Origin of the sequence: Escherichia sp. KTE159, from assembly GCF_000408805.1 — a bacterium.
Taxonomy (GTDB): Bacteria; Pseudomonadota; Gammaproteobacteria; order Enterobacterales; family Enterobacteriaceae; genus Escherichia; species Escherichia marmotae.
This window is the reverse complement of sequence record NZ_KE137292.1, coordinates 646,688-663,055: the sequence shown is the minus strand read 5'-3', so window position 1 is coordinate 663,055 and position 16,368 is coordinate 646,688. Positions and strand designations below refer to the sequence as shown.

15 protein-coding genes are annotated in these 16,368 nt (G+C 49.9%); 10 read left to right on the top strand and 5 right to left on the bottom strand.

Annotated features, from left to right (window positions below):
* The first annotated feature begins 81 nt into the window (after positions 1–81).
* The 4 genes from A31E_RS18260 (at position 82) to A31E_RS18275 (ending at position 5,790) form a co-directional block, all read left to right on the top strand.
* Entirely contained in the window at positions 82–981 is a 900-nt protein-coding gene (locus A31E_RS18260; protein WP_001516054.1) for a glycyl-radical enzyme activating protein, read from the top strand.
* A gap of 5 nt (positions 982–986) precedes the next feature.
* Positions 987–3,419, top strand: coding sequence for a glycyl radical protein (locus A31E_RS18265; protein WP_000209339.1), 2,433 nt, complete (start codon positions 987–989; stop codon positions 3,417–3,419).
* Positions 3,420–3,564: 145 nt separating this feature from the next.
* Positions 3,565–4,380 carry a sugar-phosphatase YbiV gene (ybiV, locus tag A31E_RS18270; RefSeq protein ID WP_016248513.1) on the top strand — a complete coding sequence of 272 codons (816 nt, stop codon included), beginning with the start codon at positions 3,565–3,567 and terminating at the stop codon, positions 4,378–4,380.
* 150 nt (positions 4,381–4,530) lie between these two features.
* Complete coding sequence (locus tag A31E_RS18275; protein WP_016248512.1) at positions 4,531–5,790, top strand: DUF1479 domain-containing protein; 1,260 nt, start codon at positions 4,531–4,533, stop codon at positions 5,788–5,790.
* A 221-nt stretch (positions 5,791–6,011) separates the two neighbouring features.
* Here A31E_RS18275 and A31E_RS18280 read toward each other — a convergent pair whose 3' ends face one another.
* Positions 6,012–7,604, bottom strand: a complete 1,593-nt coding sequence (locus tag A31E_RS18280) for an ABC-F family ATPase (RefSeq protein WP_000961451.1) — start codon at positions 7,602–7,604, stop codon at positions 6,012–6,014.
* 218 nt (positions 7,605–7,822) lie between these two features.
* On the opposite strand from A31E_RS18280, the gene ldtB reads away from it, so the two are divergent.
* On the top strand, positions 7,823–8,743 hold the full coding sequence (ldtB, locus tag A31E_RS18285) for a L,D-transpeptidase (protein ID WP_001056379.1): 921 nt from the start codon (positions 7,823–7,825) through the stop codon (positions 8,741–8,743).
* A gap of 57 nt (positions 8,744–8,800) precedes the next feature.
* Here ldtB and A31E_RS18290 read toward each other — a convergent pair whose 3' ends face one another.
* Both A31E_RS18290 and mntR read right to left on the bottom strand, forming a co-directional pair.
* Entirely contained in the window at positions 8,801–9,919 is a 1,119-nt protein-coding gene (locus A31E_RS18290) for an anion transporter (RefSeq protein ID WP_016248511.1), read from the bottom strand.
* Positions 9,916–10,383 (bottom strand): manganese-binding transcriptional regulator MntR, encoded by a 468-nt coding sequence (gene mntR, locus A31E_RS18295; protein WP_000091026.1) that lies wholly within the window; start codon positions 10,381–10,383, stop codon positions 9,916–9,918. The genes A31E_RS18290 and mntR overlap by 4 nt, the downstream gene beginning before the upstream one ends.
* Before the next feature lie 185 nt (positions 10,384–10,568).
* On the opposite strand from mntR, the gene mntS reads away from it, so the two are divergent.
* A complete protein-coding gene (gene mntS / locus A31E_RS18300; protein ID WP_001001759.1) occupies positions 10,569–10,697 on the top strand; it encodes a manganase accumulation protein MntS in 129 nt (42 codons plus the stop codon).
* Between the two features lie 268 nt (positions 10,698–10,965).
* Positions 10,966–12,549 carry a phosphoethanolamine transferase gene (gene opgE / locus A31E_RS18305; RefSeq protein ID WP_001054649.1) on the top strand — a complete coding sequence of 528 codons (1,584 nt, stop codon included), beginning with the start codon at positions 10,966–10,968 and terminating at the stop codon, positions 12,547–12,549.
* A 50-nt stretch (positions 12,550–12,599) separates the two neighbouring features.
* On the opposite strand, the gene ompX is transcribed toward opgE, so the two are convergent.
* Together ompX and A31E_RS25650 are read right to left on the bottom strand one after the other, a co-directional pair.
* Positions 12,600–13,115, bottom strand: a complete 516-nt coding sequence (gene ompX / locus A31E_RS18310) for an outer membrane protein OmpX (protein ID WP_001516050.1) — start codon at positions 13,113–13,115, stop codon at positions 12,600–12,602.
* A 52-nt stretch (positions 13,116–13,167) separates the two neighbouring features.
* Positions 13,168–13,233, bottom strand: a complete 66-nt coding sequence (locus A31E_RS25650) for a protein YliM (protein WP_120795379.1) — start codon at positions 13,231–13,233, stop codon at positions 13,168–13,170.
* Positions 13,234–13,466: 233 nt separating this feature from the next.
* On the opposite strand from A31E_RS25650, the gene rhtA reads away from it, so the two are divergent.
* From rhtA to glnH, 3 genes are all read left to right on the top strand, one after another.
* On the top strand, positions 13,467–14,354 hold the full coding sequence (rhtA, locus tag A31E_RS18315; RefSeq protein WP_001119539.1) for a threonine/homoserine exporter RhtA: 888 nt from the start codon (positions 13,467–13,469) through the stop codon (positions 14,352–14,354).
* A gap of 299 nt (positions 14,355–14,653) precedes the next feature.
* Positions 14,654–15,157, top strand: a complete 504-nt coding sequence (dps, locus tag A31E_RS18320) for a DNA starvation/stationary phase protection protein Dps (RefSeq protein ID WP_000100800.1) — start codon at positions 14,654–14,656, stop codon at positions 15,155–15,157.
* A gap of 402 nt (positions 15,158–15,559) precedes the next feature.
* Complete coding sequence (gene glnH / locus A31E_RS18325) at positions 15,560–16,306, top strand: glutamine ABC transporter substrate-binding protein GlnH (protein WP_001516049.1); 747 nt, start codon at positions 15,560–15,562, stop codon at positions 16,304–16,306.
* The last annotated feature ends 62 nt before the right edge of the window (positions 16,307–16,368 follow it).

The following is a 16,368-nucleotide window of genomic DNA, read 5'->3' as shown; positions in this document are numbered from 1 at the left end:
AACCCTCTGAACAGTTGATGCACATCAATTTAACTTTCATTCGAAAGTTATTTAATGTTTGAACGAAACAGAGGGGCATCTATGATCTTCAATATTCAACGCTACTCGACCCACGACGGTCCCGGTATCCGCACCGTAGTTTTTCTTAAAGGCTGCTCATTGGGCTGCCGCTGGTGTCAGAACCCGGAAAGCCGCGCCCGCACGCAGGATCTGCTGTATGACGCACGTCTGTGCCTGGAAGGCTGCGAGCTGTGCGCTAAGGCGGCCCCGGAAGTGATTGAGCGAGCGCTGAATGGTTTACTTATCCATCGTGAAAAGTTAACGCCTGAGCATCTGAGCGCGCTGACCGACTGCTGCCCAACTCAGGCACTGACCGTATGCGGTGAAACAAAAAACGTTGAGGAGATCATGGCGACCGTCCTGCGCGACAAACCGTTTTACGATCGCAGCGGCGGCGGTTTAACGCTTTCTGGCGGGGAGCCGTTTATGCAGCCGGAAATGGCGGCGGCGTTACTGCAAGCCAGCCACGAAGCCGGTATTCATACCGCAGTGGAAACCTGTCTGCATGTGCCGTGGAAATATATCGCGCCTTCCCTGCCTTATATCGATCTGTTTCTTGCCGATTTAAAACACGTTGCCGACGCACCGTTTAAACAATGGACCGACGGTAACGCCGCCAGAGTGTTGGATAACCTGAAAAAACTTGCGGCGGCAGGGAAAAAAATCATCATCCGCGTACCGCTGATTCAGGGCTTTAATGCCGATGAAACCGCAGTGAAAGCCATTACCGATTTTGCCGCCGATGAACTACAGGTTGGTGAAATTCATTTCCTGCCCTACCACACGCTGGGCATCAACAAATATCACTTACTTAATCTGCCCTATGACGCCCCGGAAAAACCGCTTGATGCGCCAGAACTGCTCGACTTTGCCCAGCAGTATGCCTGCCAGAAAGGGTTAACCGCGACCTTACGAGGATAACAATCATGACAACACTGAAACTGGATACGCTCAGCGACCGCATTAAAGCGCACAAAAATGCGCTGGTACATATTGTGAAACCACCGGTTTGTACCGAGCGCGCACAGCACTATACCGAGATGTATCAACAACATCTCGATAAGCCAATCCCGGTTCGTCGCGCGCTGGCGCTGGCGCATCACCTGGCTAATCGCACCATCTGGATCAAACACGATGAGTTGATCATCGGCAACCAGGCAAGCGAAGTCCGCGCCGCGCCGATCTTCCCGGAATATACCGTGTCGTGGATCGAAAAAGAGATTGATGATCTGGCGGATCGTCCCGGCGCTGGTTTTGCGGTGAGCGAAGAGAACAAACGTGTTCTACATGAAGTCTGCCCGTGGTGGCGCGGTCAAACCGTACAGGATCGCTGCTATGGCATGTTTACCGATGAGCAAAAAGGCCTGCTGGCAACCGGCATCATTAAAGCGGAAGGCAATATGACCTCCGGCGATGCGCACCTAGCGGTCAATTTCCCGCTGCTGCTGGAAAAAGGGCTTGATGGTCTGCGCGAAAAAGTGGCGGAGCGCCGCTCGCGTATTAACCTGACGGTACTGGAAGATTTGCACGGCGAGCAATTCCTGAAAGCCATTGATATCGTGCTGGTGGCAGTCAGTGAACACATTGAACGTTTCGCCGCCCTGGCGCGTGAAATGGCAGCCACCGAAACCCGCGAAAGCCGTCGCGATGAACTGCTGGCAATGGCCGAAAACTGCGATCTCATCGCCCACCAGCCACCGCAGACTTTCTGGCAAGCGCTGCAATTATGCTATTTCATCCAGTTGATTTTGCAGATCGAATCCAACGGTCACTCGGTATCGTTTGGTCGTATGGATCAGTATCTCTATCCGTACTATCGTCGCGACGTTGAACTCAACCAGACGCTGGATCGTGAACACGCCATTGAGATGCTGCATAGCTGCTGGCTGAAGTTGCTGGAAGTGAACAAAATCCGCTCCGGTTCGCACTCCAAAGCCTCTGCCGGTAGCCCGCTGTATCAGAACGTCACCATCGGTGGGCAAAACCTGGTTGATGGTCAGCCGATGGATGCAGTGAATCCGCTCTCCTACGCAATCCTCGAATCCTGTGGTCGCCTGCGTTCAACTCAGCCTAACCTCAGCGTGCGTTACCACGCGGGAATGAGTAACGATTTCCTCGATGCCTGCGTGCAAGTGATCCGCTGTGGCTTCGGGATGCCGGCATTTAACAACGATGAAATCGTGATCCCGGAATTTATTAAACTCGGTATTGAACCGAAGGACGCTTACGATTACGCGGCAATTGGCTGTATCGAAACTGCCGTCGGCGGCAAATGGGGCTATCGCTGCACCGGCATGAGCTTTATCAACTTCGCCCGCGTAATGCTGGCGGCGCTGGAAGGTGGTCGTGATGCCACCAGCGGCAAAGTGTTCCTGCCACAAGAAAAAGCGTTGTCAGCGGGTAACTTCAACAACTTCGATGAAGTCATGGACGCGTGGGATACACAAATCCGTTACTACACGCGCAAATCGATCGAAATCGAATATGTCGTCGACACCATGCTGGAAGAGAACGTACACGATATTCTCTGCTCGGCGCTGGTGGATGACTGCATTGAGCGAGCGAAAAGTATTAAGCAAGGCGGCGCGAAATATGACTGGGTTTCTGGCTTACAGGTCGGTATTGCCAACCTGGGTAACAGCCTGGCCGCTGTGAAAAAACTGGTGTTTGAACAAGGCGCGATTGGTCAGCAACAGCTTGCTGCCGCGCTGGCGGATGACTTTGAAGGGCTGACTCACGAGCAACTGCGTCAGCGTCTGATTAATGGCGCGCCGAAGTACGGCAACGACGATGATACCGTCGATACACTGCTGGCTCGCGCTTATCAGACCTATATCGATGAACTGAAGCAGTACCATAATCCGCGCTACGGTCGTGGCCCGGTTGGCGGTAACTATTACGCAGGTACGTCGTCTATCTCCGCGAACGTACCGTTTGGTGCACAGACGATGGCGACACCGGATGGGCGTAAAGCACATACGCCTCTGGCGGAAGGTGCAAGCCCGGCCTCCGGCACCGACCACCTCGGCCCAACGGCGGTGATTGGTTCGGTAGGTAAACTGCCTACGGCGTCGATTCTCGGTGGTGTACTGCTCAACCAGAAACTGAATCCGGCGACACTGGAGAACGAGTCCGACAAGCAGAAGCTGATGGTTCTGCTGCGTACCTTCTTCGAAGTGCATAAAGGCTGGCATATTCAGTACAACATCGTTTCCCGCGAAACACTGCTGGAAGCAAAAAAACATCCTGATCAGTATCGCGATCTGGTGGTACGTGTAGCTGGCTATTCCGCCTTCTTCACCGCGCTCTCTCCTGACGCTCAGGACGATATCATCGCCCGTACCGAACATATGCTGTAGTCCTCTCCGCCCGGTAGCCGTCGTTACCGGGCTAAATCATTCACATAATCAATTCTCCCTTACTTTCATTCGAAATATAATTTGTGCTCCACGTCACATTGTTATTACACTGTTACGGTTTCATTTTTGAGCCAGGAGCACACATATGAGCGTAAAAGTTATCGTCACAGACATGGACGGTACTTTTCTTAACGATGCCAAAACGTACAATCGGGCACGTTTTATGGCGCAATATCAGGAGCTGAAAAAGCGCGGCATCGAGTTCGTTGTCGCCAGCGGTAACCAGTATTACCAGCTCATTTCCTTCTTTCCTGAGCTAAAGAATGAGATCTCTTTTGTCGCGGAAAATGGCGCGCTGGTCTACGAACATGGCAAGCAGTTGTTCCACGGCGAACTGACCCCGCATGAATCTCGAATTGTCATTGGTGAACTGCTGAAAGATAAACAGCTCAATTTTGTTGCCTGCGGTCTGCAAAGTGCATACATCAGTGAAAATGCCCCTGAATCATTCGTTGCATTGATGGCAAAACACTACCATCGCCTGAAACCGGTAAAAGATTATCAGGATATTGATGATGTTCTGTTCAAGTTTTCACTTAACCTGCCGGATGAGCAGATCCCGCTGGTAGTTGACAAACTGCACGTTGCGCTCGACGGCATAATGAAACCCGTTACCAGCGGCTTTGGGTTTATCGACCTGATTATTCCCGGCCTGCATAAAGCGAACGGCATTTCACGGTTACTGAAACGCTGGGATCTGTCGCCGCAAAATGTGGTGGCAATTGGCGACAGCGGTAACGACGCAGAGATGCTGAAAATGGCGCGTTATTCTTTTGCGATGGGCAATGCAGCGGAAAACATTAAACACATCGCCCGTTACACTACCGATGATAATAATCATGACGGCGCGCTGAATGTGATTCAGGCGGTGCTGGATAACACAGATCCTTTCAATAAGTAATCTTCCCCTGGCCGGAGCGCCCCCTCCGGCCTCTCTCTTTTTTCTCGCTTTGTGCAGTGACTCAAGATTTTTATCTTGCGTTAACTTATTTTTAACTTAAAGTATCAATCGCAATCATTTTTACTTTCGAATGAAAGATGCGAGGTTGATATGACTTTTACCTGTGAGACACTGCCAACAGATACGAAAGCGGCTATCCGTAAGATGAAAGCGGAGCTGCGACAGCAGATCGGTGATGTGCAACATGTCTTCGATAAACTCTCAGCAAAAATCGAAGCGCGTGTAGCAGAAATAGATGCCCTGAAAGCACAAGGATTGCCAGTTTGGCCGGAGATCTCTTATAGGGATATTGCAGCCGGTACAGTAAACAATGTCACTCGCAATGAAATTAAGCGCCGCGGTTGTGCGGTAATAAAAGGCCATTTCCCTCGTGAGCAGGCGCTGGCGTGGGATCGCGCAATGCTCAACTACCTTGATGCCAATCACTTTGATGATGTGTATAGAGGTCCTGGCGACAGTTTTTTCGGTTCGCTGGAGGCTTCTCGCCCCGAAATCTATCCCATTTACTGGTCACAGGCGCAGATGCAAGCGCGGCAGAGCGACAATATGTCTGCGGTTCAATCTTTCCTTAACCGCCTGTGGAAATCTGAAAGCAACGGCAAACAATGGTTTGATCCCGATGTCAGCGTGATTTATCCGGACAGAATTCGCCGTCGCCCACCGGGCACGACGTCCAAAGGTCTGGGCGCACACACCGATTCTGGTGCTCTGGAACGCTGGCTATTACCCGCTTATCAGCGCGTTTTTGCCAATGTTTTCAACGGTAATTTTGATGATTATGATCCGTGGGATGCTGCGCATCGTACCGATGTAGAAGAATACACCGTAGATAACACCACCAAATGTTCGGTGTTCCGCACGTTTCAGGGCTGGACGGCGCTCTCCGATATGTTGCCTGGCCAGGGATTATTACATGTGGTGCCAATCCCGGAAGCGATGGCATACGTTTTACTGCGTCCGTTACTGGATGACGTACCGGACGACGAGCTGTGCGGTGTCGCGCCTGGTAAGGTTCTGCCAATTTCAGAGAAATGGCACCCATTGTTGATAAAAGCACTCACGTCAATTCCGGCAATAACAGCGGGGGATTCCGTCTGGTGGCACTGCGATGTGATTCACTCCGTCGCGCCGGTAGACAATCAACAAGGCTGGGGGAACGTGATGTATATTCCCGCCGCGCCGATGTGCGAGAAAAACCGGGCTTATGCGCACAAGGTCAGAAAGGCACTGGAAAAAGGCGTCTCGCCGGGTGACTTCCCACGTGAAGATTATGAAGCAAACTGGGAAGGCCGCTTTACGCTGGAGGATCTGAACGTTCACGGTAAACGCGCGCTGGGCATGGACGTGTGAAAGTTGATAGATTAGTGGAAGTGAGGTTAAGGAAGTCGGTTCGATGTTACTCAGAGAGCTGACAACGTGCGCTTTGTTAATGCCGGATGCGACCTACAAAATCTTGCAGATTCAATATATTGCAGGGACTGCGTAGGCCTGATAAGCGTAGCGCATCAGGCAATCTTGCGTTTATCCTCAGCCGCCGTCACCCCGACTGTATCGGGGTGACGGGCAATAACTTACTCGATCCCTCTGCTACGCAGATAATCTTCGTAGTTGCCGCTAAAGTCGATCACGCGTTCCGGAGTGATTTCCAGAATACGGGTCGCCAGGGAGCTTACGAACTCACGGTCGTGAGAAACAAAGATCAGCGTGCCCTGATACAGTTCCAGTGCCATGTTCAGCGACTCGATGGATTCCATATCCAGGTGGTTGGTCGGTTCGTCCATGATCAGAATATTCGGTTTCTGCATCATTAACTTACCAAACAACATACGGCCTTTTTCACCACCGGAAAGTACTTTAGCAGGCTTTTTGATGTCGTCCTGGCTGAACAACAAACGACCGAGAATGCTGCGTACCGCCTGCTCGTCATCGCCTTCCTGTTTCCACTGGCTCATCCATTCAAACACGGTCAGATCATTATCGAACTCATATTCATGATCCTGTGCGTAGTAACCAATGCGCGCATTTTCTGACCATTTTACAGTACCATTGTCCGGTTCCAGATCCCCTACCAGCGTTTTCAGCAGGGTCGATTTACCGACGCCATTGGTGCCGAGTACTGCCAGCTTTTCACCCACTTCCAGCAGCAGGTTGATATTTTTAAACAGCGGACCGTTATCAAACCCTTTAGTCAGGCCTTCTACTTCCAGCGCATTACGGAACAGCTTCTTATCCTGCTCAAAACGAATGAACGGGTTCTGACGGCTGGAGGCTTTCACCTCTTCCAGTTTGATTTTATCAATCTGACGCGCACGTGAAGTCGCCTGACGAGATTTCGACGCGTTGGCGCTAAAGCGGCTTACAAAGGACTGCAACTCGGCAATCTGCGCTTTCTTCTTGGCGTTATCAGCCAGCAGGCGTTCGCGTGCCTGGGTCGCCGCCGTCATGTACTCATCGTAGTTACCCGGATAAACGCGCAGCTCACCGTAATCCAAATCCGCCATGTGCGTACAGACCATATTGAGGAAGTGACGGTCGTGCGAAATGATGATCATGGTGCTGTCACGCTCGTTCAGCACCTGCTCCAGCCAACGAATGGTATCGATGTCCAGGTTGTTGGTTGGTTCGTCGAGCAGGAGAATATCAGGATCGGCAAACAGCGCCTGCGCCAGCAACACACGCAGTTTCCAGCCTGGAGCCACTTCGCTCATTGGACCGTAGTGTTGCTCCACTGGAATACCCACGCCAAGCAGCAGCTCACCGGCGCGTGCTTCCGCAGAGTAACCGTCCATTTCGCCGTATTTCACTTCCAGATCGGCAACTTTGTAGCCATCTTCTTCGCTCATTTCCGGCAAAGCATAGATGCGGTCGCGCTCCTGTTTCACTTCCCACAACTCTTTATGCCCCATGATCACCGTATCCAGCACGGTGAACTCTTCAAAGGCAAATTGATCCTGGCGCAGTTTACCAATGCGCTCGTTGGGATCGAGGGAAACGTTGCCCAGCGTCGGCTCTAAGTCGCCGCCGAGGATCTTCATAAAGGTGGATTTACCACTACCGTTCGCGCCAATCAGGCCGTAACGGTTGCCGCCGCCAAATTTGACGGAAATGTTTTCAAACAACGGCTTACTGCCGAACTGCATGGTGACGTTACTGGAAACTAACACAGGCGTATCCTGAAAAGAGATATGACAAACCGCGTATTATGCCATAAGTCTGAAAGAAGATCCCGCTCGCCGCTTAAGGTCTACACTCTTCCCAAAGGCAAAAAATGTGATTTCGTACACATCTGATTTCACTGTTAGCAGGAATGAACATATAATGCGCTTCCAATACTCTAATATTCTCAACCTAATGGCCTGCCAGGCACGAAATCTCGCTTAACATGAATATGAAATTGAAAACGTTATTCGCAGCGGCCTTCGCTGTTGTCGGCTTTTGCAGTACCGCGTCAGCGGTAACTTATCCTCTGCCAACCGACGGGAGTCGCCTGGTTGGTCAGAATCAGGTGATCACCATTCCAGAAGGCAATACCCAGCCGCTGGAGTATTTTGCGGCCGAGTATCAGATGGGGCTTTCCAATATGATGGAAGCGAACCCTGGTGTGGATACCTTCCTGCCGAAAGGCGGCACCGTCTTGAACATTCCGCAGCAACTGATCCTGCCAGATACGGTTCATGAAGGTATTGTAATTAACAGCGCAGAGATGCGTCTGTATTACTATCCGAAAGGGACTAACACCGTTATCGTGCTGCCGATCGGGATTGGTCAGTTAGGTAAAGACACGCCTATCAACTGGACCACCAAAGTAGAACGTAAGAAAGCCGGCCCGACCTGGACACCGACCGCCAAAATGCATGCGGAATACCGTGCAGCAGGCGAACCGCTTCCGGCTGTTGTTCCGGCTGGTCCGGATAACCCAATGGGGCTGTACGCTCTGTACATCGGTCGCCTGTACGCTATCCACGGCACCAACGCCAACTTTGGTATCGGCCTGCGTGTAAGCCACGGTTGTGTGCGTCTGCGTAACGAAGATATCAAATTCCTGTTCGAGAAAGTGCCTGTTGGTACGCGCGTACAGTTTATTGATGAACCAGTGAAAGCGACCACCGAGCCAGACGGCAGCCGTTATATTGAAGTCCATAACCCGCTGTCTACGACCGAAGCTCAGTTTGAAGGTCAGGAAATTGTACCAATTACCCTGACGAAGAGCGTACAGACCGTGACCGGTCAGCCAGATGTTGATCAGGCGGTTCTGGACCAGGCTATTCAAAACCGTTCCGGGATGCCAGTTCGTCTGAATTAATCTTCAAAACTTAAGCAAAAGGCGGACTGATAATCCGCCTTTTTTATTTTCCAGCGCTTATCCAACCGGGAGCATAACTAACAAAACGTATCCTACCAGCGCCGCCCACAACAGCATTGGTATCGAATAGAGATGGAAACGCCACCAGATACGACGATCGTTCGCCATACGCAGTGCAATCAAATTTGCCAGCGATCCCGGTAACAAACCAAAACCCCCGACATTTACCGCCCAGGCCAGTAACAACGACGGCGGCACATAGTTCAGCAGCAAAATTGTGCCCGGCACATTACTGATCACCTGCGATAAACCAATTGCCGTTAGCCATAATCCGGGTTCGGATAAATGACTCACGTGACTCAACACGCCCTGTAAAGCTGGAAGTTGGGTCAGCAAATGGACGTCGATAAACATCGCCATAAACACCAGCAGCAGCGTCCAGTCCACACTCAACACCACGCGACGTGCCAGCAGCGCAAATCCCGCTGCTACAATCACCAGCCCCCATAGCTCTTGTTTCAACTCAAGCGCCGTAAGAAAAACGATATACAGTCCCAGACAACTCCACACCAGTCGCGGCTTCCACTCCGGCGTTTGCGTACCAGTATGATACTGCAACGCCCTTCCAGGGAAACAACACCAGCACAGCAGCAATAGTGTCAGCATCATCACGCCAGCCAGCGGTGCCATTTGTGCAATAAAACCGGCGAACGAAAGGCCAGAGCGTCCCCAGATAAGAATATTTTGCGGGTTGCCTATCGGCGTCAGCAGCGATCCGGCATTCACCGCCAGCGCCTCGAATATAATCAACCGATTAACCGGGATCTCACACAGTCTCTTTAGCGTAATGGTCAGCGGAACAACAATGAACAGCGCAACATCGTTGGTCAGAAACGTAGAAAGTAGCGCCGCCGCCAGCACCATAAACATTGCCAGTCGACGTTCAGTGGCAAAACGGCGCACCATTTTACGCCCCAGCACATCAAAATAACCGCTTAACTCCACACCTTTGGTCAGCAGCATCAGGCCACTTAAGGTGATGATGGTGTGCCAGTCGATAGCGCCAGGCCAGGACTTTGGTGCGAAAGGAACGAAAAAACTTAATCCGATGCCAACAAGAATTAATAACTGAAAAAAGCGATCGCCTTGTAGTGTGCGTAAAAAAGGCAGGCTCATTTGGCACCGTGTTTCTGGGTAAACAAACGAAAGGCGTCCAGCGTCTCTTCACTGACATGGTGTTCCATACCTTCCGCGTCACGACGGGCGATTTCCGGGCTGACGCCCAACACCAGCAAGAAATTTTCGACAATCTGATGCCGCTCACGGCTTTCCTGCGCCAGCTTTTCCCCTTCCGCAGTCAAAAACACGCCTCGCCAGGGGATCATTTCAATTAGCCCCATTGTTGCCAGCCGCTTGAGCATTTTAGCCACCGTCGGTTGAGAGACGCCCAGACGGGCGGCCATATCAACCTGACGTGCTTCTCCCACTTCTCTAATCAAATCAGAAATCAGCTCAACGTAATCGTCGATAAGCTCGCGACGATGTGCCTCTCTGACCTGGCGAAACCCTTCAACGTGCTCTTCCACGTTCACTAACTGCGTCACTTTTTTTACTGTTGGCGTACCTGCGCGACGACTCATTGTGCTTCCTCATTATGGTGACACATATATAGCGCTCTCATTTCGTGCGCACATTGTAAACCAGAGTTGTGAAGGCACAAAAATTTAACGTTTTAGCAATAGCTATATAATATAGCCTGTGCTATATCTGTATGTAATGCAATCATCCCTCATGGATCGACGGGATTAGCAAGTCAGGAGGTCTTATGAATGAGTTCAAGAGGTGTATACGCGTGTTTAGTTACTCCCCCTTTAAAGTGCGGTTAATGCTGCTCTCGATGTTGTGCGATATGGTCAACAACAAACCGCAGCAAGATAAACCCTCCAATAAATAGCGGCGTCGCGGTACGCCGCTTCACTCCAGTTTTTAGCAGAAACATTGTTTTGGCTTGAAAAACCCCACTTTTTGTCGGATTTGCTATTCTCTTCGCAAAAGATTTTTTCGTCAGTAGTTGACCTGAGCGGCGGCTCGCTCTATCTTCTTGCAGCCCTGCGTATATTGCGGCTCGCGGATGCGGACCACTCCACTCTCTTCTCGCACTCTTGCAGGTATTGACCCTTGACGCCAGGGTGAGCACATGGCGTTTGTTACGATAGTGGCATATGAATTTAACCCTCAAAGAATCGCTTGTTACCCGTAGCCGGGTATTTAGCCCGTGGACTGCGTTCTACTTTTTACAGTCGCTATTAATTAATCTCGGCTTAGGCTATCCCTTCAGTTTGCTCTACACCGCCGCGTTTACGGCTATTTTGCTTTTGCTATGGCGGACATTGCCTCGCGTGCAAAAAGTCCTGATCGGCGTCAGTTCGTTAGTGGCAGCTTGTTATTTCCCCTTTGCTCAGGCCTACGGCGCGCCTAACTTCAATACATTGCTGGCATTGCACTCCACAAATATGGAAGAGTCGACTGAAATCCTGACGATTTTTCCGTGGTACAGCTATCTGGTCGGCTTATTTATTTTTGCGCTCGGCGTGATTGCTGTCCGGCGAAAAAAAGAGAGTGAAAAAGCGCGCTGGAATAAATTCGACAGCCTGTGCCTGGTATTCAGCGTGGCGACATTTTTTGTCGCTCCGGTTCAAAACCTGGCCTGGGGCGGCGTATTTAAACTGAAAGATACTGGCTATCCGGTATTTCGTTTTGCTAAGGATGTCATCGTTAACAATAACGAGGTAATTGAAGAGCAAGAACGGATGGCGAAACTTTCCGGGATGAAAGACACCTGGACGATTACGGCAGTTAAGCCTAAATACCACACTTATGTGGTGGTGATCGGTGAAAGTGCGCGGCGCGACGCGCTTGGTGCCTTTGGCGGCCACTGGAACAACACCCCGTTTGCCAGCAGCGTTAACGGCCTGATTTTTGCTGATTACATTGCCGCCAGTGGTTCCACGCAAAAATCGCTCGGCTTAACGCTTAACCGCGTGGTCGATGGCAAGCCACAGTTTCAGGATAACTTTGTCACCCTTGCCAACCGCGCGGGTTTTCAGACATGGTGGTTTTCCAATCAGGGACAAATTGGTGAATACGATACCGCCATCGCCAGCATCGCCAAACGTGCGGATGAAGTGTACTTCCTGAAAGAAGGGAATTTTGAAGCCGATAAGAACACCAAAGACGAAGCGTTGCTGCAAATGACCGCTCAGGTGTTGGCGGAAGAACACTCGCAACCGCAACTGATTGTTTTACATCTGATGGGCTCACATCCGCAGGCCTGCGACCGGACACAAGGCAAATACGAAACCTTCGTACAATCGAAAGAAACGTCATGCTATCTCTACACCATGACGCAAACGGACGACTTACTGCGCAAACTTTATGACCAGTTACGCAACAGCGGTAACAGTTTCTCTATGGTTTACTTTTCTGACCACGGTCTGGCCTTTAAGGAACGCGGTAAAGAAGTCCAGTATCTGGCTCACGACGATAAATATCAGCAAAATTTCCAGGTGCCTTTTATGGTCATTTCAAGCGACGATAAAGCGCATCGGGTAATTAAAGCACGCCGTTCAGCCAATGACTTCTTAGGCTTTTTCTCACAGTGGACGGGGATAAAAGCGAAGGAAATTAACATCAAATACCCGTTTATTTCTGAAAAGAAAGCCGGGCCGATATACATCACAAACTTCCAGTTACAGAAGGTGGATTACAACCATCTCGGAACCGATATATTCGATCCCAAATCTTGAGACAAAAAAAATCCGCCCCGAGAGGCGGATTTTTTATATCACCGAAGTGATTAGAAGCGGTAACCAACACCGGCAATCCAGGTGCCTACGTCAACGTTACGAATACGGCTCTGCTCGTAAGAGAAGTCCAGAGCAACGTTTTCGATTGGGTTGAACTGCAGACCCGCACCGTAGGAGAAGCCGTAGTCGCTGGTGTCGTGTTTGAAGGTCGGGTAGTTAGTATCCTGGAATTTACCGTAACCAACACCGACTACACCATAGATGCTCGCCCAGTCATTGATACGGTATGCCGGACCTGCGGTGATGCCGTAGTACTGGGTTTTGTTGTAATCGCCTGCACTGTTAGTACGACTTTTTTCAGTGTAAGTGAAAGAACCGATCACACCCAGCGGGCTGTTGTCTTCTTCATAGCGGTATTTCAGGTTGAAACCGCCCATTTTGTTCATTTTGCCCTGAGCGTCGCTCTGAGCATAACCACCAGTAACGGTAGAAGTAGCAGCTACGGAAGTACCTGCGGTGAAAGCCAGAACTGCGGCCAGTGCTGAAAGACATGCAATTTTTTTCATAACCACCTCAAATGTGATTCAAATAAGTCCTAAGCTTTAAATATATCAAAAATTAATGGGAAACTCTTCGCGATTTGTGATGTCTAACGGGCCATTTCATGTAACAGAACGTTTCCACATGCCGCTATCCATCTAAATTTAAATCATTTTTTCAGTGAATTGCGTAAGTATTACGCATATTTTCACTCTCACTCATCCAGATTATTCCTAATCATCAGACTAATGAGTCAATCAATCCTGGCGCATTTTAGTCAAAACGGGGAAAAATTTTTCAACAAATGCTCAACCAGCCTGCGGTATATCCAGTACACTCCACGCTTTACCTTACTATACAAACTTATGGGAGAAATGATGCCAGGGTCATTACGTAAAATGCCGGTGTGGTTACCGATATTAATATTGCTCGTTGCCATGGCATCTATTCAGGGTGGAGCCTCATTAGCAAAATCTCTTTTTCCACTGGTTGGCGCGCCCGGGGTTACTGCACTGCGTCTTGCTCTGGGGACACTGATTCTTATCGCTTTCTTTAAGCCGTGGCGGCTGCGTTTTGCCAAAGAACAACGGTTGCCACTGTTGTTTTACGGTGTATCGCTGGGTGGAATGAACTATCTTTTTTATCTTTCTATTCAGACCGTACCACTAGGAATTGCGGTTGCGCTGGAGTTCACCGGACCACTGGCGGTGGCGCTGTTCTCCTCGCGTCGTCCGGTAGATTTCGTTTGGGTTTTGCTGGCAGTGCTCGGTCTGTGGTTCCTGCTGCCGCTGGGGCAAGATGTTTCCCATGTCGATTTAACCGGCTGTGCGCTGGCTCTCGGTGCCGGTGCTTGTTGGGCTATCTACATATTAAGTGGGCAACGTGCGGGTGCTGAACACGGCCCTGCAACGGTGGCAGTTGGCTCGCTGATTGCAGCGTTAATTTTCGTGCCAATTGGCGCGTTACAGGCAGGAGAGGCTCTCTGGCACTGGGCAGTGGTTCCATTGGGTTTGGCTGTCGCAATCCTCTCGACCGCTCTGCCCTACTCGCTGGAGATGATTGCCCTCACCCGTTTGCCGACGCGAACATTTGGCACTCTGATGAGCATGGAACCGGCGCTGGCCGCCATTTCCGGGATGATTTTCCTCGGTGAGATGCTGACGCCGATACAGCTTCTGGCACTCGGCGCTATCATTGCCGCTTCAATGGGCTCCACGCTGACAGCACGCAAAGAGAACAAAATAGAAGAATTAGATATTACTTAAATTTACAATTCTGCATGGTTATGCATAACCATGCAGAATATTCCGCTTTTTTTCACCTGCTACGGCCTTATATATCCAGTTATACAAAAGCATATTTATTCCGAAAGCTTCTGATGAACAAATAAATAAGAATCGTTCTTATCATTACATATAACTTACTGAATTTATATCAGATTTTATTTTTCACGTTTATTACCGCTATTAGTGCGATAGGAACAGCCACAATAGCGAAATACATAGCCGGTGCTATACTTAATCCCGTTAATTGCTGGGACATAACATCAAGAGGATATGAAATTATGAGTACCGCTAAATTAGTTAAATCAAAAGCGACCAATCTGCTTTATACCCGCAACGATGTCTCTGACAGCGAGAAGAAAGCAACAGTAGAGTTGCTGAATCGTCAGGTTATCCAGTTTATTGATCTTTCTTTGATTACTAAACAAGCGCACTGGAATATGCGCGGCGCTAACTTCATTGCCGTACATGAAATGCTGGATGGCTTCCGTACAGCCCTGATTGATCACCTGGATACCATGGCGGAACGTGCGGTACAACTGGGCGGCGTTGCCCTTGGCACCACTCAAGTTATCAATAGCAAAACACCGCTGAAAAGCTACCCGCTGGACATCCACAACGTTCAGGATCACCTGAAAGAACTGGCAGACCGTTACGCGATTGTCGCCAATGACGTACGTAAAGCAATCGGGGAAGCAAAAGATGATGACACTGCGGATATTCTGACCGCCGCTTCCCGCGACCTGGATAAATTCCTGTGGTTTATCGAATCTAACATCGAATAAATCCATCGCTGATGGTTCAAAACTTTAGTACGCAATGAAACGGCTTCCTGACAGGAGGCCGTTTTGCTTTGCTGCCCTTCTTAATGCACTTTTTTAGTGCATTCATCTACCGTTCCCGGCTGAATAAGTAAATTTTTTGTATCCACAACATCACACAATCGTTACATAAAGATTGTTTTTTCATCAGGATTTACGCTAAATGATCATTGTGCTGACTGCACAATTTTAGCGCACCACTTTGGTGCCCCAGAATGGTGCAATCTGGGGGCGTTGCCCCATAGATCGTGCAGTAAGATTTCGTCGCATCTCGAAAAATCAACGGGTTGCAAAACTGGCACGATTTTTTCATATATATGAATGTCACGCAGGGGATCGTCCCGTGGATAGAAAAAAGGAAATGCTATGAAGTCTGTATTAAAAGTTTCACTGGCTGCACTGACCCTGGCTTTTGCGGTTTCTTCTCATGCCGCGGATAAAAAATTAGTTGTCGCGACAGATACCGCTTTCGTTCCGTTTGAATTTAAACAGGGCGACAAATACGTGGGCTTTGATGTCGATCTGTGGGCGGCAATTGCTAAAGAACTGAAGTTGGATTACGAACTGAAACCGATGGATTTCAGCGGCATTATTCCGGCATTACAAACCAAAAACATCGATCTGGCACTGGCGGGCATCACTATTACCGACGAGCGTAAAAAAGCGATCGATTTCTCTGACGGCTACTACAAAAGCGGCCTGTTGGTGATGGTAAAAGCCAACAATAACGATGTGAAAAGCGTGAAAGATCTCGACGGTAAAGTCGTTGCAGTGAAGAGCGGCACGGGTTCCGTTGATTACGCAAAAACTAACATCAAAACCAAAGATCTACGTCAGTTCCCGAATATCGATAACGCCTATATGGAACTGGGCACCAACCGCGCAGACGCTGTTTTGCACGATACACCAAACATTCTGTACTTCATCAAAACCGCCGGTAACGGCCAGTTCAAAGCGGTAGGTGACTCCCTGGAAGCTCAGCAATACGGTATTGCGTTCCCGAAAGGTAGCGACGAACTGCGTGACAAGGTCAACGGCGCGTTGAAAACCCTGCGCGAGAACGGAACTTACAACGAAATCTACAAAAAATGGTTCGGTACTGAGCCGAAATAATTATTGCCTTTAATTTATGGCCCGGTGGCCTTTTGCATACCGGGCCTGCGTTTCGCCCAGCC